The organism is Bartonella sp. AA18HLJMS (genome assembly GCF_042197245.1).
GTDB lineage: Bacteria > Pseudomonadota > Alphaproteobacteria > Rhizobiales > Rhizobiaceae > Bartonella.
In genome coordinates this window covers 1-16,317 of sequence record NZ_JBHIRP010000021.1, presented here as the reverse complement: position 1 = coordinate 16,317, position 16,317 = coordinate 1, and the positions used below count along the sequence as shown (strand labels likewise).

Genomic DNA, 16,317 nt, shown 5'->3' with positions numbered 1-16,317 from the left:
GTACGAGACCTTGTAAACGTTTGCCTCCCGCTTTGGTCCATTTCTGCAATTCGGTTGGTACCGCTTCATAATCCCCCCGATTAAGCCTTTTAAGCAATGTAGAGTTTTGGAAAGCTGCAATACCCACATTATAACAAAAGGAAACAAGAGCGCCGAACTGCTCGTCGCTTAAATTCACACAAACTGCTTTTTCTACCGCCCTCTCATATTGCCGCAAATCTGCTAAAAGCATGTTTTCAGCTTTTTTTTCTGTAATCACCATACCCTCAACAACTGTTGGTTGACCGGCTTTTTTCGTATGACCATAACCAATCGTCCATATGCCAGAAGCATCTTGATAAGCCTGCAAGCGCAAACCTTCCCACTTTTTTAAACAGTATAAACAATCTTTACTTATTTTCCGTGCCATTGTTCAATTCACCTTATAAATATACCTTTATGAGTACTGCTCCATCACCGCCGTCGCCACCAATTTTGTCGCTTCCGTGTTTCCCATCAAAATATCCACCGCCGCCGCCGCCACATTCTTTACCACCTCTACCACCGTTACCACCTTTGTAACTCTCACCACCCTGCCCCATGATAGAACCCTTACATTTACCGCCGCCGCCGCCGCCAAGAAAAGAACTTCCACCAGTACCAGCTCTCTTGCCGTCTATTCCACTCCCTCCACCATTACCACCAGAAAAAATAAAGCTTTCACCACTGCTGCCCTCCCTGTTTCCTCCTCCATCGCCGCCTTTCCCTCCAAAGTTAACGAGAGTCATGGAAACGGAATATCCTCCTTCTGCTGTAACAAGCCCTTTGATCATTGTTCTACCACCATTGCACAAAATGTTACTGTCATTACCTTTACCACCACGACCAATGTAAGCTGTTTTTAATTTATCTAAATCAGAACCTTTCATTTTAACATGCACACATTGACCGCCGCCGCCGCCGCCATCCTTAACGCCACCACCTCCACCGCCCCAAGCCCATACTTCGATATCGGTGTCAGCAGTAATACCATCAGGCAATGGAATATCTCCGCTTTCTGTCATCAGAATTTCAACAGGTTTTCTAACCCCGCCACCATTGTTGCTACCGCCGCTGCTATTGCTACTATTTGCTTTGATTGAAGCCATCAGTTTGGCTGGTGAGATAAGTGCATCCACTGTTTTTGTGCCATCAATCCAGTCTTGTTTGCCAAGAGGTTGAATGAGATCAACTTTTTTCTGTACACTATGTGCTGTATCTTGCGCTTTATCGGCTGCTGTTTGCGCAATATTTGCCTCAGCTTTTGCACTGTCTCCCGTTTTTTGTGCTGTCTCAGCCGTTTTTTTTGCATCTACTGCATAAGCTTTTGCATCATTTGCTGTTCTTAATGCACTATCTGCAACGTTCTTCGCTTCACTTGCAACATGAATCCCTTGTTGTGCAACATCTTCAACTTTATCAATTTTTGCAATCTGTGCACGTTCTGGAGGAGTTAAGATAAGATGCTTTTTCCCTTCCTTCATATTCTCCATATCAAATACATCTTTTTCTATTTTATCTGGATCATAAACTGATTTTGACATACCAAAAGACTTTGAGCCTACAAAATAACGAATGGTATTTTTGAGATCTACCGGAGATATGGGATAATAAACACCTTCATCTCCCCTCCGCCATTTTTCCATCGTTGGCTGCGTAGAACTCAACCATCGTAGCTTTGATCTTTCCTCTATGGTTAAGATCTTTTTGGTAGGACCCTCGTGCATATTTTCCATAGAAAATGCATTTGCCCCCACATTGTCGGGATCATATGTAGCAGCCTTCATATCGCCAATCCCTAAAGGCGATATTTTTACCCAGCCAGCGCCTGATAAAATCGCATTCTCATGCGCTTCACCACTTGCTTCAATATCGTGAATTGTGACCTTATTTTTGTAAGCAAGAGCTCCAATATCTCTCTTTGCAATAGCATCATCAGCCTTTTTTCCTTGAGCAGCGGTTGCAAAATATTCTACCTCATAAGCTGCTGCACTCCCCACTGAAACAGGTGCAAGAGCCTTACTATCTAAAACACCTTCTTTGACTTCTTCTTTTGTTGCTGGTTCAAGCTTAAATATATGTGTGTGATAGGGTAATGGCATCGCGTTTCATTCCTTAATCAGTTCGTTGTCTTGTTGTGTGAGAGAGAGGACTGCAATTCATCAATAAGTTTTTGCATGATCTCTATGCGTTGATCTGTCGCTTCTTTATATTCTGCCAAAGCGCTTAAAAGATCATGCTGTATGTCGCTTTTGACGAGATCAAGTACCTTATTTAAGGGTGCATGAACCATTCGATTGCTTGCATAAAAAAGGACGCGGATTTGCTCCGCGTCCGCAATATCATCAATAGCAGACGGATTATTGATCATTTGAAAAACTCACGATTTTATGGCATAAACAACCGGTACATTAACAGGGCGTGTTTCTGCCTCGCCCGTTGAAGAAATCGTTACCTTATGCGTGTGCACTCCAGCAGGTTGTGTATCTTTTGTATAATATGAATTACCAAAAGCAGGATTTCTGCCACCTATTTGACCAACTCTTGTAACCATAGAATAATCATGCTTATGCGTATGTTGACCTGCCTCTTCAATGGTACAAGCATGTGTATGAGATTTAATGCTGTCTTTTTGCACCTCTGCGAAGTCTCTATTTTGATCTAAACCGCGCCCATTATCAAAGCCGCGCAAAAACATTCCTCTAAAGTCTGGAACTTTAAAGGTTGTATCGCTGTTTTTTCCCCATTTATCCCCTATCGCCTTGAATAATTGCGGATAATCCTTGCGTTCATAAGTAGCGCCATCACATAAAAGCCAGCCGTTTGGGACTTCTTGCATAGCAAAGGTCGCAATAAAACCACAAGGAAAGGTTTCGACCTTCGGTGGTGGAATGGGGGTAGGGTTTAAAAGATACCAGCCATCAAGACCTTTTGTTGATACGCCATCATTATAGACTATTTCATAAATACCATTTGTTTGTAACTCACCACCTGTCAATGATACTATTCCCGTGCTGGTGGCTTTATAGAGTGGCTTTGCTCCTATATTATTCATGTTTATTGTTGTCGTACCAATATTTATACCACGCGCCTTAAAGCGGATAATGATATCGTTTTTATATTTTGCTATTGGCGAAACCGTCGTCAACGTGATTGATGTTGTTTGTTCCTTTCCATTCACAATAAACTTTGAGTCAAGAGAACCACCATTATCGGCAAGATATTCACGTATACGCTGCATCATGACCCGCGCACTATCATTAACAGAACTAGGCGGCTGCCCTTCTGCCCAATTAATGATACTATCGGAATTCGCATTTTGATCAGCTGTGAGTGACCAGTCATAAATATCAGACATGATAAGCTCCCGTTCTTCTTAATAGCTCTTCGCGCAATTGCTCTTCTTTTTGCCGCCCATAGGAACCAACAGATTGCCGCCTAGAAGGATCAATAAGAGGTGTTAAATCTGTCGGTCCCCCAGTCGATTGTGAGAAACCCGCCATGACTGGTTGCTGTAACATTTGTTGCTGTACCATCTGTGCCTGCTGTTTTTGTCGTTCTCCATTCTCTCTCATTAAATGAAGCAAACCGGAAAAGCCCTTTTTAAGAGCACCTGCATCAATACCTTGTGCTTGCAATGGTGTGGTTTCCATAATCTGTCCTGTTAAATTGTCTCTGCTTTCAGGTGCCATCATTCTGTTTGGGAATGGCGTGTCATATGCCATCAATTGGTTGCCCCCTTGATCACCTTGACCCACTTGATTACCTTGAAGTGTCTTTTGAAGCCTCTCAAACCCACGCAAAGGACCCACCTCGTTTGGTGCTGCTTGTCCATTGCTTTGGTTTTGCTGTATCGTTCTCTTCAAAGCATCTCCCGTTTTATTGTAAAGCCCATAAATATGATTCATAAAATCCCCTGCTGTAGCTTCCATATTGCCACCATTGAGTGTGACTGCCTGTCGACCTAAAAGCTGGCTTGCTGGAATATGTGGATTTTTGATAAGCTTTACTGCCCCTGCTGGTCCTTGTTGGTGTGCGAGGTAAAGCTCTGCCTCTGATGGCTCTCTGCCTAATGCTGTGACTAAATAACGCGTATTATCCTTCGTTAACCGTGCCATAGCATCGGTTGCTTGAAAGGGATCAAACTTGTCATTCAGTTGATAGTGTTTTGCTGTTGAATCGAGAAATTGATACAGCCCCCCTGCACTGCTGTTCTTATTTTTTGCATTTGGATTACCATTACTTTCTATCATAGCAACACGTTCAAGAAAGCTTTCTGGTAAACCATATTTTTGTGCTGCCTGTGAGATAGCACGCTTCACTTTAGGATGAAAATTGATCATTAGTTTATAACCGTTCTATCAACGCTGCTATTCAAAATAATGCCAACAAAATTAATGAATTTCGTATAATTTTCTCGTGTTATTAAGCGTTTCTTTTCTGCTTCATGAAACTTCTTAATTAATTCAATGGCTTTTTCTCTTGCTAACCCAAAATCTCCTTTTTCCCGCGCTGTTATAAGCGCTGCAATATCTCTCTCAGTATCCTTATGGACGCTTGAGAATTTGCGTCCAAATTCTCTTGCGAAATTTTTTACAACTGCCTTGATGAAAGCAATCTTTCCTATACCCATAGTCTGTTGTTTCCCCCTCTCTTCCACTTCACCTATATGGTTTGGCAAGCGTGCAAAAAGCTTTGTTCTTTCCACTTCTGGTCGCAACACTTTCATAAGTTGCTTAGCTTTATCCTCGCCAAAAATACGCTGCAACTTTTCTTGACCATTTTGCGTGTCAAACAAACTCAAAAGATTGTGGTCAAAATTCTGTGCATTGCCTGCCGCATGTTCTAGTTGCGACCGTATACCTTTTTGAAAAGCCTCTTTTTCCATCAACCCAAAATCCGAAAGTTGACTGTTAATTGTGTCGAGATTAACGCTCTTCTTCAGTGCTTGCTCTCCCTGCTCGAGGGCATCACCAATAGTACGCTCGTCATAATAAATTTTCCGTGCTTTAGCATAATCTGGAGAGGACGTATCTAAAACGTCCAGAATGCGTTGTTTGAACAGAGTCAAATCTCGCGCATATCCTTGTTTTCCTTTGATGCGCGCAGAATTAATTTGATCATCCAAAACCTCTTTCATCTTATGTAAAATTCGCATATTCAGCTTTGGATATCCATTGCTCCCTATAACTGTTGCATCCGCTTCATTTGGCATTTGCGCAATTGCTTTTTTATAGGCTTTTTGGAAGGCAGGAGTTTCTTGCAACCGCGATAAATCTTTACTGACAGCATTAGAAATGGGAGAAGCTTTCGCCCTCTCATAAAATGGTTCAGCCTTGTTCTGTGCTTGTTTGATAATCTCTTGCTTTAAATCAAGCGTATCTACTTTTGGACCCATCACATCTGTCAACGCATCCTTTACCCGCAGTGCACTCGCATCTTGTCTAGCTCCCAAACGATTACTTATGAGCGAATATGTATCATGGTCTTTTTTTGCTGCCTTAAAAGCTCTTTTAGCAAGCTCATCATGAAGATCAATAATCATTGAATCAGGACCTCGCTGTTTTAATGCTCTTTCAAGTTTATCAACACCTTCATCCCCTAAAGTTTGGCTTACATCCCTAAGCGCTCTATCGCTTATCTGAAATGCTTCTTTTTCTACACCTTGTGTTATTGGTTCAGTTTTACCAAACAATTTCTCAGCTGTTTTTTTGACAACAGCAGATGTTTTCTTAACACCAGAAGCCGTTACTTTGAATGGTTTTGTAACAAAAGGTGTAACCTTTAAAGCAGAATGTGCCACAAATGGTGTTGCAACGCCTAACCCTGCACCAAACCCAGCAGACACTAGAGTATCTGCAAGCCCTTCCCCTTCACCACTGCCTGCTATTCCACCATAAATGGCTCCAGTTTTTGCTGCACGCCCCAAGCTAAATTTTGCCGCCTCTTTACTTGCTACTGCTTTCATTGCTGCTTCACCTGCAGCTTTTGCCGCTGCCCGTTCCGCACCCTCAGCTAAAGCAGATTGCACCGCCCTTTCTCCTGCTGCTAAAGCTTTACTGGTTATTTGTGCTCCTGCAACACCAGCTCTTCCTCCCAGCACAACATCAGCCCCAATTGCCGCACGAGCAGCAGCAGTAGCCCCTGCCGCGGGTGGAAAGAGGGCAGAAGCAATTACGGGTGCCGCAGCACCCGTTAAATTCCCCGCAAGAGATGCATAAAAATGATCTCGGTTCGCCGCTCTTTGATAATCACGCCATCGCTTTGTCACTTCATTATACTTTTTGACTGCCTCTTTATCTCCCATCCAATAAGCAATAGGACCCGCTTCTGATATTCCGGCTATTTCATCATCATAGCCCATAGTTAACCCATGAAGAGCTCCCCATCCAAAAGCACCCGCAACACTTGGATGTGGACCATCTTCTTCTGTTTCCTCTGTTGCACCATTATTTCCTGTAACAGAACCACTTAGCCTTTCCTTATTCTTCGCGAAAAGCTCTTGAAGCTGTTCTGGTGTATAGTCACTTATGTGCCCAATGACTCTTGTGTTTTTACGATTAATAAGAGGGGGGATTACTTCAGCCATTGGTTTGTTTCTCCTTAATGCGTCCATCTCTATCAACGAACAACATGCCTTCCGGCAATGCTTCTATCTGTTTTTCTAGTGGATCATTTGACTGTGCATGATTTCCCTTATAAGCATCTTGCCCATAGGCGGCTCGAACGAGCTCGTTTGTTGCTTCTGCACCACCAAAAAGAATTGCGCGCGTTGCTGCATTGGATTTATTGAAAGTGTCAATAACTGTTTTTAAAGATTTCTTCATTTGCTCTGCAGAAAGATCTTGATACAGTGCTGCTACAGAGTTTTGCAATGCTTGCAATTCCATATTAGACAAATTCCCAAAGCCAGATGCGCCATTTGGTGAAAATGCTTTTGCTTTTCTCAAGGCATCAAGCCCGATACTTGCCTTCAATGAATCGAGCATATGCCCAAAATCTTTTGCCTTAGAATTAGGAAGGAACGACCCTATAGAACCCGTGAAACCAACAACATGCGGGTGTTCCTCAATAGTTTTTAGCAATTCTTTAGATGCTGAGAGTATACGATTTGACCTGTCTGCTGTTTCCAGAATTCGCATTTGCATTTGTTGGTTTTTACGCTCCTCCTCCTTCTGTTCTTGAATTAATTTATGTTCTGAACCACTGCCTGCAATTGGCACCGCACGTATGCCACCAAGTGCATTTTCATCCTTAACATACATATAACCTGATTCAGGCTTTGACAGCATGCCATCAGTATTTCCCCCTAATCCAGAAGCAGTGGAACGTTGTCCCCCTTGGACAAGGTATTGATTTATAATGATAATTCACTGTTTTGTATGTTGAATGAGAGTCCCGAATAACGTAGGATTCTCTCATTTCAAATCTGTTTATCTTGAATCAATCAAAACCACTCGTTTGCACATAGCAAGTGGGATGAGTGTGTGGATAAAATTTGTATAAGAAAGGACTTAAAATGGCTCTTATGAACCGTCTTAATGCAAGATCTGTCGCAACATTAGGGGCTGGCAAATATAACGATGGTGCCGGCTTGTTACTTCATAAGCGTAAAGATGGAGGTGCTCAATGGCTGTATCGTTATACCATTCATGGGCGCTGTCGTGAAATGGGCTTGGGGGCATTGCGAAACGTTTCTTTAAAAAAAGCGCGTGAATTGGCAAATCAATGGCGTTCTGTTTTGCATGAGGGTCGTGACCCTATTAAAGAACGCAATAAACAAAAGCGTGAGGCGATAAGCAATCTCCATTACTTAAAAGATATTGCCATAGATGCTTTTGAAAGTCGTAAAGCTGAACTCAAGAATGATGGTAAAGATGGAGATTGGTTTTTACCATTACGCCTTCATATTCTCCCTAAATTAGGTTGTCTGCCGGTTTCTGAGATTACACAAACTGAGATACGCAACACTATTGCCCCTATCTGGCATACAAAAGCTGTTACAGCGCGTAGAGCTCTCATTCGTCTTAATCTTTGTCTCAAACATGCGGCTGCTTTGGGTTTAGATGTTGATTTACAAGCAGTAGAAAAAGCACGCGCTCTCTTAGGCAAACAACGCCATAAAATCAAAAACTTACCTGCAATGGATTGGAAAGATGTTCCCGCTTTTTATAAAACGCTTTGCCAAACAACAAACCCCACACAACTGGCTTTGCGTTTGCTTATCCTTACAGGGGTTCGTACCAATCCCTTGCGTCATATTCGTGAAGATCAGATTGATGGGGATATATGGACTATTCCTGCTGAAAATATGAAAGGAAAGCGCGATGCTACAACAGAATTTCGCGTCCCCTTATCATCAGAGGCAATGAAAGTGATAGAACAAGCCCGTTGTATCTCTAAAAGTAATTTCATCTTTTCTTTTTCTAGTCGGGCTCCTATTTCACCTATGGTTATGTCAAAGTATATGAGAGACAATAACCTTGAAGCCTGCCCCCATGGTTTTCGTTCTAGTTTACGCAATTGGCTTGCTGAAACAACCGATGCTCCCTATGAAGTCGCTGAAACTATTCTAAGTCATACAGTCGGAGGACAAGTAGAGCGTGCTTATCGTCGTACGGACTATCTAGAACAGCGCCGTGTTTATATGGATAAATGGGCGGCTTATGTCACGGGTCAATCTTAAGATATGGGGTGCATAACCCCATGATCTGTGGATAACTTTCTCTCTCTTCTCTCTCATTCTCTCTCAATAAGACTCATAAATTATCACATCAGAAATTATATGATAAAATATTGTTTTCTATGAATAAAACATCTTTCTAAATGAACCAAAATGTGGTTAATAAATAGTTATGATTTGTTACCATTTTTTGATAGAAAGGATTTTAGTATGACAGAAAATGATATTCTTTTGACAGACCGTGAAAGTGCAAAATTGCTTCATATGAGTGTATCAACATTCCGCCGTCATGTAACCAATGGCTCTCTCCCAAAACCTTTAAAATTTGGTTTTTTGTCCCGTTGGTTACAATCGGATCTTATCAATGTCATCGAGCAAGCAAAACAGCAACGTCAAAGTGACGCGGCATAAAAAAACCTTGTCACGTAAGGACGGACAAGGCTTTCTCAAACTCATCAATCTAGAGATAGCATAATCCGTCCTATGACGCAATGTTATAGGATTTAAAATGATGTGTTCTTTTAAGAATGCGCGGGGTATTACTCGTGCCTTGCGCGGGGTTTGGCATGGGCGTTATGGAAGAGCCCGTTGCCCTGCTCATGATGATAGGCTGCCTAGCTTATCCCTTGCCAATGGACATGATGGGCGTCTTTTACTCACTTGTTATGCTGGCTGCTCTTTTAGAGAGATCATACAAGCGCTTATTAGAATTGGCTTGCTTGGAAAACAAGCCTTTTTTGATAAAGCTTATGATCAGACGCTTTCTTTCTCAAAACAGTTTTGTGCTGATCTCAAACAAGCAAAAAGGAAAGCAGAGAGAGCAAAAGTAATTTGGCAACAAAGCAAACCAATCAAAAATACTTTAGCAGAAATCTATTTACGCATGCGTGGGATCACGTGTGACTTATCTCCTTATTTACGCTTTTACGACAAATGTCCACACCCCTCTGGGGTTACACTGCCCGCGTTGGTTGCTCTTGTTAAGGGGGCTGGTTCCTTTGCCATTCATAGAACCTTTTTAAAAGACAATGGCTGCAAAACAGATCAGAAACCAGCAAAAGCCATGTTGGGATCTGTAACAGGTGGTGGGGTGCATTTAAGCCAAGCCAATCCAAAACATAAGGAATTATTTAACAAACTTTAGAGCTTTTATGCTGTTACAACTATCTTCGTGAAATTTATGAAGACAAAACCCAAAAGGCGGTCGGCCTACAAAACGCTATGAATAGCTCACCTTGGTGAAAAATCATAGGACCACACAATAGAGAAATCTCTTTTGAGAGTTTTTCAAGCCAATCGCTCAAAGCTCTTTTTAGTGATATTCTCTTCATTGCTCTTTTTTCAAAGAAAATGATCAGAGTTCTTCTTACAAAGAGTTTTGTTGCTTTTGGAAAGTTATTCCAATGTTTATGTTATTTTTTAAATAATAAAAAATAAAAAACATTATATTTTAATATTTTTGTTTAGGATCTTGAGCTACTCTATGGAAATTTCTATGTTTGTAAAAAATCCAAACGTGCAACAGCATGGTAAAATATATTTTTATGACGTTGGTGATGATCTCAAGAAAAAAGAAAAAAACCTTACGATAATAGGAGTCATTTGGGAGTATTGATGGTATTAAGTGAATATCAGCTACAATATCATTGGGATTTATATTACTCGTAATTGGCATTTTGGATACATGGCTCATTTGTTCTGCGAATTATTGGACTTGAATGTTTAATCTATAAAGCCCAGTATTGATGATATTAGAATAAAAGCCATCTTGATTTGTAAGTTTAATCGAATGCAAATTGAGAACATTCGATATAATAACAAGCGTATGCTTCTTAGCTAGCCCCTTTTAAGTAAGATAATAAGTCCACCTGCCATACTGTTTTGATTGGGGTTGAGCTCAGCTTTATAATAAACATCAAGCTTAAAAATACCGTTCGCTTATTTTGAGTTACATCAAACTGAAATACCTATAATTCTTTCTCATCAAAAATCTTGAATAAAAAAGGCAAGTTGCTGCTTAAATTACTGCTAATATCAAAAAAATCAAAGCCAATTTTGCCACCATCTTTGACACTTTTAGTATATAAGATCCCGATACATGAGACAAGCACCATATCGTTCTTCCATCGGTATGTCCTATATCTATTCACGAAACATAGCTGCTTCAGAGTGGGAAATACTATATATTTGTAGCAATTTCTTTTAATTGATTCATATCAAAATACAAATCCGATACCTTTTGGCAAAATTTATCAAGATAAATAAACAATTCATCAGAGAGAGATATCTTTTTTTCTCGAATTCTCATTAAATCCTCAGTTTTATTATTTAACGGATGCGCTTCAAAATTACTTGCACGATTTCCTGCTAATTTGGTAGGCATATAATGATTTATGATGTTACAAAAACTACAATCTAAAGGGCCTGAAACATTACTTCCAACCATACCAACGTAGTTATTTTTATTCTCAAAACACTTATATAATTCTTTAATATTACTTGCAAATGGCTTATAGACAAAAGCATTATAGCCATATTCGTGAATTTTTTCATAACCACATTTCACGAATGTCTCATCAGCGATATTTAAGAAACCCAAATCTGGAATTTTTGAAGGAAATTTCACAGGCTGTTCTATTCCAAACAAATTATTCTTATCTATCCTATCAATAAAATAATTCCACTGCTCAAAATTAATACTTGCATTGAAATCAATAATAAATTTTACATTTTTGTTTTCATTAACAATTGCAATTGTATCATCCAAATACTGATTCGATGATTTCAATTTTATCAAATCGTAATTACGTATCTCATCATCAATAATTGCACCTATTCCTATCGTTTTAATAGATTTCATTAATCCAGAATTAATAATTTTAGCCATTTCAACTTTTTTAAAAAAATCTTCCAACCCAAAGAAATAGCTTAAAGAATTTGCAAAGTGTTTACTTTTATTTATTGATCGTTCATTTACAGATTTTATAAAATCGTCCGGCATTTCTCCGTGACTAGGTGACAATGGCAACTCCATAGCAAAGGGCGAAATAACTTTATCCTGAGCAGTAAATAAAATTATCAGTTCTGTTTTTTCAACTAACACACCAGAAGAACTGTGAAAAGAATCCGATAGTTTATATTTATTGGTGTAAACTCTGATGCGTATATCCATATTTTATCTCACAGCCAGAAAAAAATCCCGTATCATATTTAACTGAAATCTATTCTCATACTTTTTTCTATTTTCAAAATTAACTAAAATGAACTCGGGAGTAGCGATACGTATTAGAGCTAACACTTCTGCCAAATCGAATCTCTCCGATAAAGTAATCGTCACACTATATGGTACGCTATCTTTTTTCATACATTCTATGTTACGCACCCACGTTTGTTTATATTTTTTACTGTCTAGATTTCTTATCTCTGAAATAACATCTGTGCCTATTTGTATCCCTAAAAAGAACGGATTACTCTTTAATAGCTTCAAATATGGTTGAATATAGATGTGCCCCCCTGTTGCAATCCGAAAATATTTTTTGCAAATGAGACACATACAAGTATATTTATGAAGTAAATCATAATCGAGCTCAAAAGGCTCTCCACCAGAAAGAATAATAAAATCAGATTTTATGTCATTTATTGTATATAAAGATTCAGGCAACGCGTCATCTCTCACCATATATTCCATCGAATACGGACAATGATTGCAGCCCGCACTGCAAATTTCATTACAAATTACAATATTATCGCCCATGAAGTTTCTTATTCAAGTTCATATAATCCAATACTAATTGTTTCATGAAAATATTTTGGTATAGAGAAAGATCAGAAATTTTTTTAGCCACAAACGCTTTTATCATTGGTAAAGCTTCATCCTTTGATATAGACAGCAAATGAGAAATATAGTCTATCCGTTCTTCTAAATTGAGAGATAATCTTGGACTGGTGAAAAATGTTAAGATATCCAATTCCGGACTGGCTTCTTGACATAAATCCCAATCCACTACCATAAAAGAACTATCAGAAGTAACAATGATATTATCAGGATGTAAATCTCCATGTGATACGATTATATTCTTGCTTAATCGATCTTGAAAGATCTTATTGATTTGATCAATAATCGCCTTTTGATGTAGCAAATCCATTTGGCTCAATACAGTACCCCGGATAAACTCCCATTCGACTATTTCATCGCAAAGTGTTATCAAATTTGGTGCAGGATAGAGACTTTGTCGAAAAGAGCCATCCTTGATGTTTTCATTAATGCACGATGCTTCCGGATAAATTTGCCCATAGCAAAACTCTTGATGCTTGCGTTTCAAGAAATGTTGTTTTGACGATTGTGCATTTTTAGGCTGTAACCAAATGATTTCTTGTTTTCTGACAAAAATAATTAAAGCAGACACCCCAAAAATCACAGCCATAACCACTGCCAACCACAAATTAGCTTGCCAGAATGTTGAAAAAACATGACCGTATAAAAAACTGAATGCAAAGGATACAACAGCTGTAATAATGGCTGTAAATGATAAAACAGTCGCGATAGCTTTGGGATCAATCAGTGAATTTATAAGAAGAGACGACAGGTAAGATCGATAAGCAGATTTAAAAACACATAGCAGTAAAAATCCTAGTATAAGAGCCGCAATGATTTGAAATGACATGAGAAAAAAAGCAATGGTTACCATACAACCAATCATTAAGACGGGAAAAATAGGATTTTGAAACTTTGAAAAATACTTCTGAAACAATATATTGGAACTTGCTGAAAAAAAATTTCCAATGATAAAAATAATCGAAACCAAAATAGCAGGTTGAAATGGCAAAAAATCAGAAAATGCGATAGAAACAGTTCGATTATTAACCAAAATAGCAAAAGCTGAAACTGCACTTAAAAAAATAAGAGTGAAGCGATAAGGGTTTTTGACTTCTTTACGGCTGGCGCACATAACTGTGAAAATACTCGGATGAGCGTTGATGTGAAAACTATCTAATCCCTTCGTCAGTTTTGAAAACATAAAAATAGCAAAAATTAATGAAAGGACTTGAAAAATTACAGGCAATGCAGGATGCACATAATAAAGTATTCCCCCTAAAAAAATAAGTACCGTTGTCACACTATAGGTAACAGCAGCCACTTCTGACTTAACGGAAAACAGTGTGCGATGCTTTGGTACTACAGAAAAGAGTAAACTATCTTCCGCACCTGAGAAACAAGCGGCCGCTAATGTAATACACAACAAATAAGTGGCGTAAGCAAAATATGCATAATTCATAAAAAGAGCTAAAAAACCGCAAAGAAAGAAAAACAGCCCAGTATAAATAACGCGCTTACTTCCATAAACATCTGATAATAAACCCAAGGGGACTTCTAAGATCAAAGGAAGCAATAAAAAATAACTACCGATTAAAACAATATCCGCTTGCGACAAATGCAATTTTTCCGACAAAAAAAGTGGTAAAACAGCAACCACTAGAGCAGTAGACTTGCTAACGCTATAAATCTTAAATTGCTTAACCTTATCCACAAAATACCTTCCCACGACATCCGCTACATGCGCCAGATTCTTTCAAAGATTTTAAAACGCTTTGAGCAGACCAATCTATTGCCTCATAATTTTGTAGATTCCCAAAAGCTTCTGAATAAAAGCAATGTTTTAAATCTCCATTATAGTCCAATACCAAGGATCAAAATGGAAATAAACACATTAACGGCGACGAAACGTACGCAGAATTTTCGCCTAAGTAATAATTAATACAATTTACAAAATTTTGTGACGTCCATGAGATTTTCCTTTCTTGGAACTTTTTATCTATATAAATCTGGAGGGGGGATTCTTTCCTTGATAATTCATCTCTCAAATGAAAAAGTGAAGCGTTTGGCGGAAGAGTTTTGTTTCTTAAAGCCTTAGATCGATCCTTTGTATTATTTTTTCTAGAAAAACTAAATGACAACGTATCGAGCGGGCTGAATCCGATATAATCGACATCTTTGCTTATACAAAAATCGATAAAATTAATAATATTTTCTAGAATCTCTTTGGTAACTGTCGCTCTTATTCCTATACTTTGCAGAGGTTGAAGATTCTTAACTGTTTCAATGTTTTTCCACACGCGATCAAATTTATTCGCCCCCCGTATATCATAATATCCTTGGACACTAGTCGAATCCATAGAAATAACAATTTCTTTTATGTCATACTGTGAAATCCATAAATTTTTATGCAATAAGATGCCATTAGTATTTAATTCAACGGGCAGACCTAGTTCATTCAACGTTAATAAAATATCTTTAAGCTTCGGATGCATTAAAGGTTCTCCCCCAGAAAGCATCACTGAGGCAGCTCCTTTTTCTTTCAACATTCTAAATAAGGGTATTAAACTTTCTGGAGTATGCCAATTTTTTTCCTTAATCTTCCAGCAATCGCACATGATACAAGGGCTATTGCAATTCTGGATAATATGTATAATAGGTGTTACAGGTACCCATAATTTTTTAAGATCAAAAATCGAATCTGACGCACTAATCAAGTTTTCCTTCTTTAAAAGAAAGCCATTCTTTTCTAGTTCTCTTAACAAGATTGAAAAATCTGATGCTAAAATCTCTGTCTCTACATTAAGCTTTGCCGCAACAGTTTCAATTTTCTGATTCTGTAAAAAACTGAATCAATTAAAATTATAACTGAATCATTAAGCACAATAGTCTAAAAATCATTTAATCTAGTTATGCTATTCTCGTCGAGATTAATATGAAACATTTCCCCTCCTAAATTGTTTATTAATAATACAATGGATAAGGGCGCTGCAGCGCTCTTATCCTGTTTTTTTATTTTTTTCTATCTCACACCAATGGTTTATAACAAGTTAAAGTTGCACTGTTCACAGTGCCAATCACCTGCGGTTTTTTATATGACATAATATCCCCCTCATATTGTTATTATGTACTTTATTTATATTCAAGACAATTAGTATTTTATAAAAAGTTTACAAATTTATAATTGTAAAGTCAATTTAACTGTATTACGCAATATTCAGTTTGGAAAACAAATTAGCCTATACCGGTATAAATCGAAAAACTCTTGTGCTCAGCTAATTTCCATTTTAATTAGTAAGTTCATTCAAAAAGTATTATTCCTGATTTCAATGGCTATTTCACTTAAATCGCAATAAGAAATATGCAATGTTCTGCTTTATCAAGTAATTTTAAAAAGATTTTTTTGGGCTGAAATAAAGAATAGTTGTTGCGTAAATCAGCTTCTCAGAAGAAAAATTTTTCAATTATTTTTCTGTTTTAATTGTAATTTTGTGAAATACTACTTGCGGTGAAATTACTTTTAAAAGAGGTTCTACTCGACGCCAAAATACAAACTTTTATTTCTTATTAAAGATACAATCATATTGATTTATAATGATAATTTAGCACTATTCATATCGAATAAGAATCCCAAATAACGTAGGATTCTCTCATTTCAAATCTGCGTATGTTGAAATCAACTAAAACCACTTGCTTGCACGTCACAAGCCGGCTTGCTTCTTCACAAACGTAAAGATGGTGGTGCTCAATGGCTTTATCGTTATACCATTCATGGTCGGCGCCGTGAAATGGGCTTGGGTGC

At 38.2% G+C, this 16,317-nt stretch carries 12 protein-coding genes and 3 pseudogenes; 4 read left to right on the top strand and 11 right to left on the bottom strand.

Annotated elements, in window-relative coordinates; genetic code table 11:
• From ACFINW_RS08800 to ACFINW_RS08770, 7 genes and pseudogenes are all read right to left on the bottom strand, one after another.
• The coding region (locus ACFINW_RS08800; protein WP_375641131.1) for a lysozyme at window positions 1–409 on the bottom strand (409 nt) is incomplete at its 3' end.
• Between the two features lie 13 nt (window positions 410–422).
• Window positions 423–2,120: a hypothetical protein gene (locus ACFINW_RS08795; protein ID WP_375641133.1), complete on the bottom strand. Its 1,698-nt coding sequence runs from the start codon at window positions 2,118–2,120 to the stop codon at window positions 423–425.
• Between the two features lie 17 nt (window positions 2,121–2,137).
• Entirely contained in the window at window positions 2,138–2,389 is a 252-nt protein-coding gene (locus ACFINW_RS08790) for a hypothetical protein (RefSeq protein WP_375610781.1), read from the bottom strand.
• Between the two features lie 9 nt (window positions 2,390–2,398).
• Window positions 2,399–3,376 (bottom strand): tail fiber protein, encoded by a 978-nt coding sequence (locus ACFINW_RS08785; protein ID WP_375630251.1) that lies wholly within the window; start codon window positions 3,374–3,376, stop codon window positions 2,399–2,401.
• Window positions 3,369–4,361, bottom strand: coding sequence for a transglycosylase SLT domain-containing protein (locus tag ACFINW_RS08780; RefSeq protein WP_375630250.1), 993 nt, complete (start codon window positions 4,359–4,361; stop codon window positions 3,369–3,371). The genes ACFINW_RS08785 and ACFINW_RS08780 overlap by 8 nt, the downstream gene beginning before the upstream one ends.
• Window positions 4,361–6,607, bottom strand: a complete 2,247-nt coding sequence (locus ACFINW_RS08775) for a hypothetical protein (protein WP_375630249.1) — start codon at window positions 6,605–6,607, stop codon at window positions 4,361–4,363. The genes ACFINW_RS08780 and ACFINW_RS08775 overlap by 1 nt, the downstream gene beginning before the upstream one ends.
• Window positions 6,600–7,364 (bottom strand): annotated as a pseudogene (locus tag ACFINW_RS08770) (hypothetical protein); the annotation flags it as partial. The pseudogene ACFINW_RS08770 and the gene ACFINW_RS08775, both read right to left, overlap by 8 nt.
• A 173-nt stretch (window positions 7,365–7,537) precedes the next feature.
• Here ACFINW_RS08770 and ACFINW_RS08765 point away from each other — a divergent pair.
• From ACFINW_RS08765 to ACFINW_RS08755, 3 genes and pseudogenes are all read left to right on the top strand, one after another.
• Window positions 7,538–8,704, top strand: coding sequence for a tyrosine-type recombinase/integrase (locus ACFINW_RS08765; RefSeq protein ID WP_375674197.1), 1,167 nt, complete (start codon window positions 7,538–7,540; stop codon window positions 8,702–8,704).
• Between the two features lie 207 nt (window positions 8,705–8,911).
• The gene (locus ACFINW_RS08760; RefSeq protein ID WP_011180791.1) at window positions 8,912–9,112 is read left to right on the top strand and encodes an AlpA family transcriptional regulator; all 201 of its coding nucleotides are present in this window, start codon (window positions 8,912–8,914) and stop codon (window positions 9,110–9,112) included.
• 97 nt (window positions 9,113–9,209) lie between these two features.
• Window positions 9,210–9,821, top strand: a pseudogene (locus ACFINW_RS08755) (virulence-associated protein E); the annotation flags it as partial.
• A gap of 1,059 nt (window positions 9,822–10,880) precedes the next feature.
• Here the strand turns inward: ACFINW_RS08755 and ACFINW_RS08750 are convergent.
• The 4 genes from ACFINW_RS08750 to ACFINW_RS08735 form a co-directional block, all read right to left on the bottom strand.
• On the bottom strand, window positions 10,881–11,873 hold the full coding sequence (locus ACFINW_RS08750; RefSeq protein ID WP_375613859.1) for a hypothetical protein: 993 nt from the start codon (window positions 11,871–11,873) through the stop codon (window positions 10,881–10,883).
• Between the two features lie 3 nt (window positions 11,874–11,876).
• Entirely contained in the window at window positions 11,877–12,455 is a 579-nt protein-coding gene (locus tag ACFINW_RS08745; protein WP_375674195.1) for a hypothetical protein, read from the bottom strand.
• Window positions 12,445–14,229: an MFS transporter gene (locus tag ACFINW_RS08740; RefSeq protein WP_375674193.1), complete on the bottom strand. Its 1,785-nt coding sequence runs from the start codon at window positions 14,227–14,229 to the stop codon at window positions 12,445–12,447. The genes ACFINW_RS08745 and ACFINW_RS08740 overlap by 11 nt, the downstream gene beginning before the upstream one ends.
• A gap of 160 nt (window positions 14,230–14,389) precedes the next feature.
• A complete protein-coding gene (locus ACFINW_RS08735; RefSeq protein ID WP_375641121.1) occupies window positions 14,390–15,232 on the bottom strand; it encodes a radical SAM protein in 843 nt (280 codons plus the stop codon).
• 990 nt (window positions 15,233–16,222) lie between these two features.
• On the opposite strand from ACFINW_RS08735, the pseudogene ACFINW_RS08730 reads away from it, so the two are divergent.
• A pseudogene (locus ACFINW_RS08730) lies at window positions 16,223–16,317 on the top strand (integrase); the annotation flags it as partial.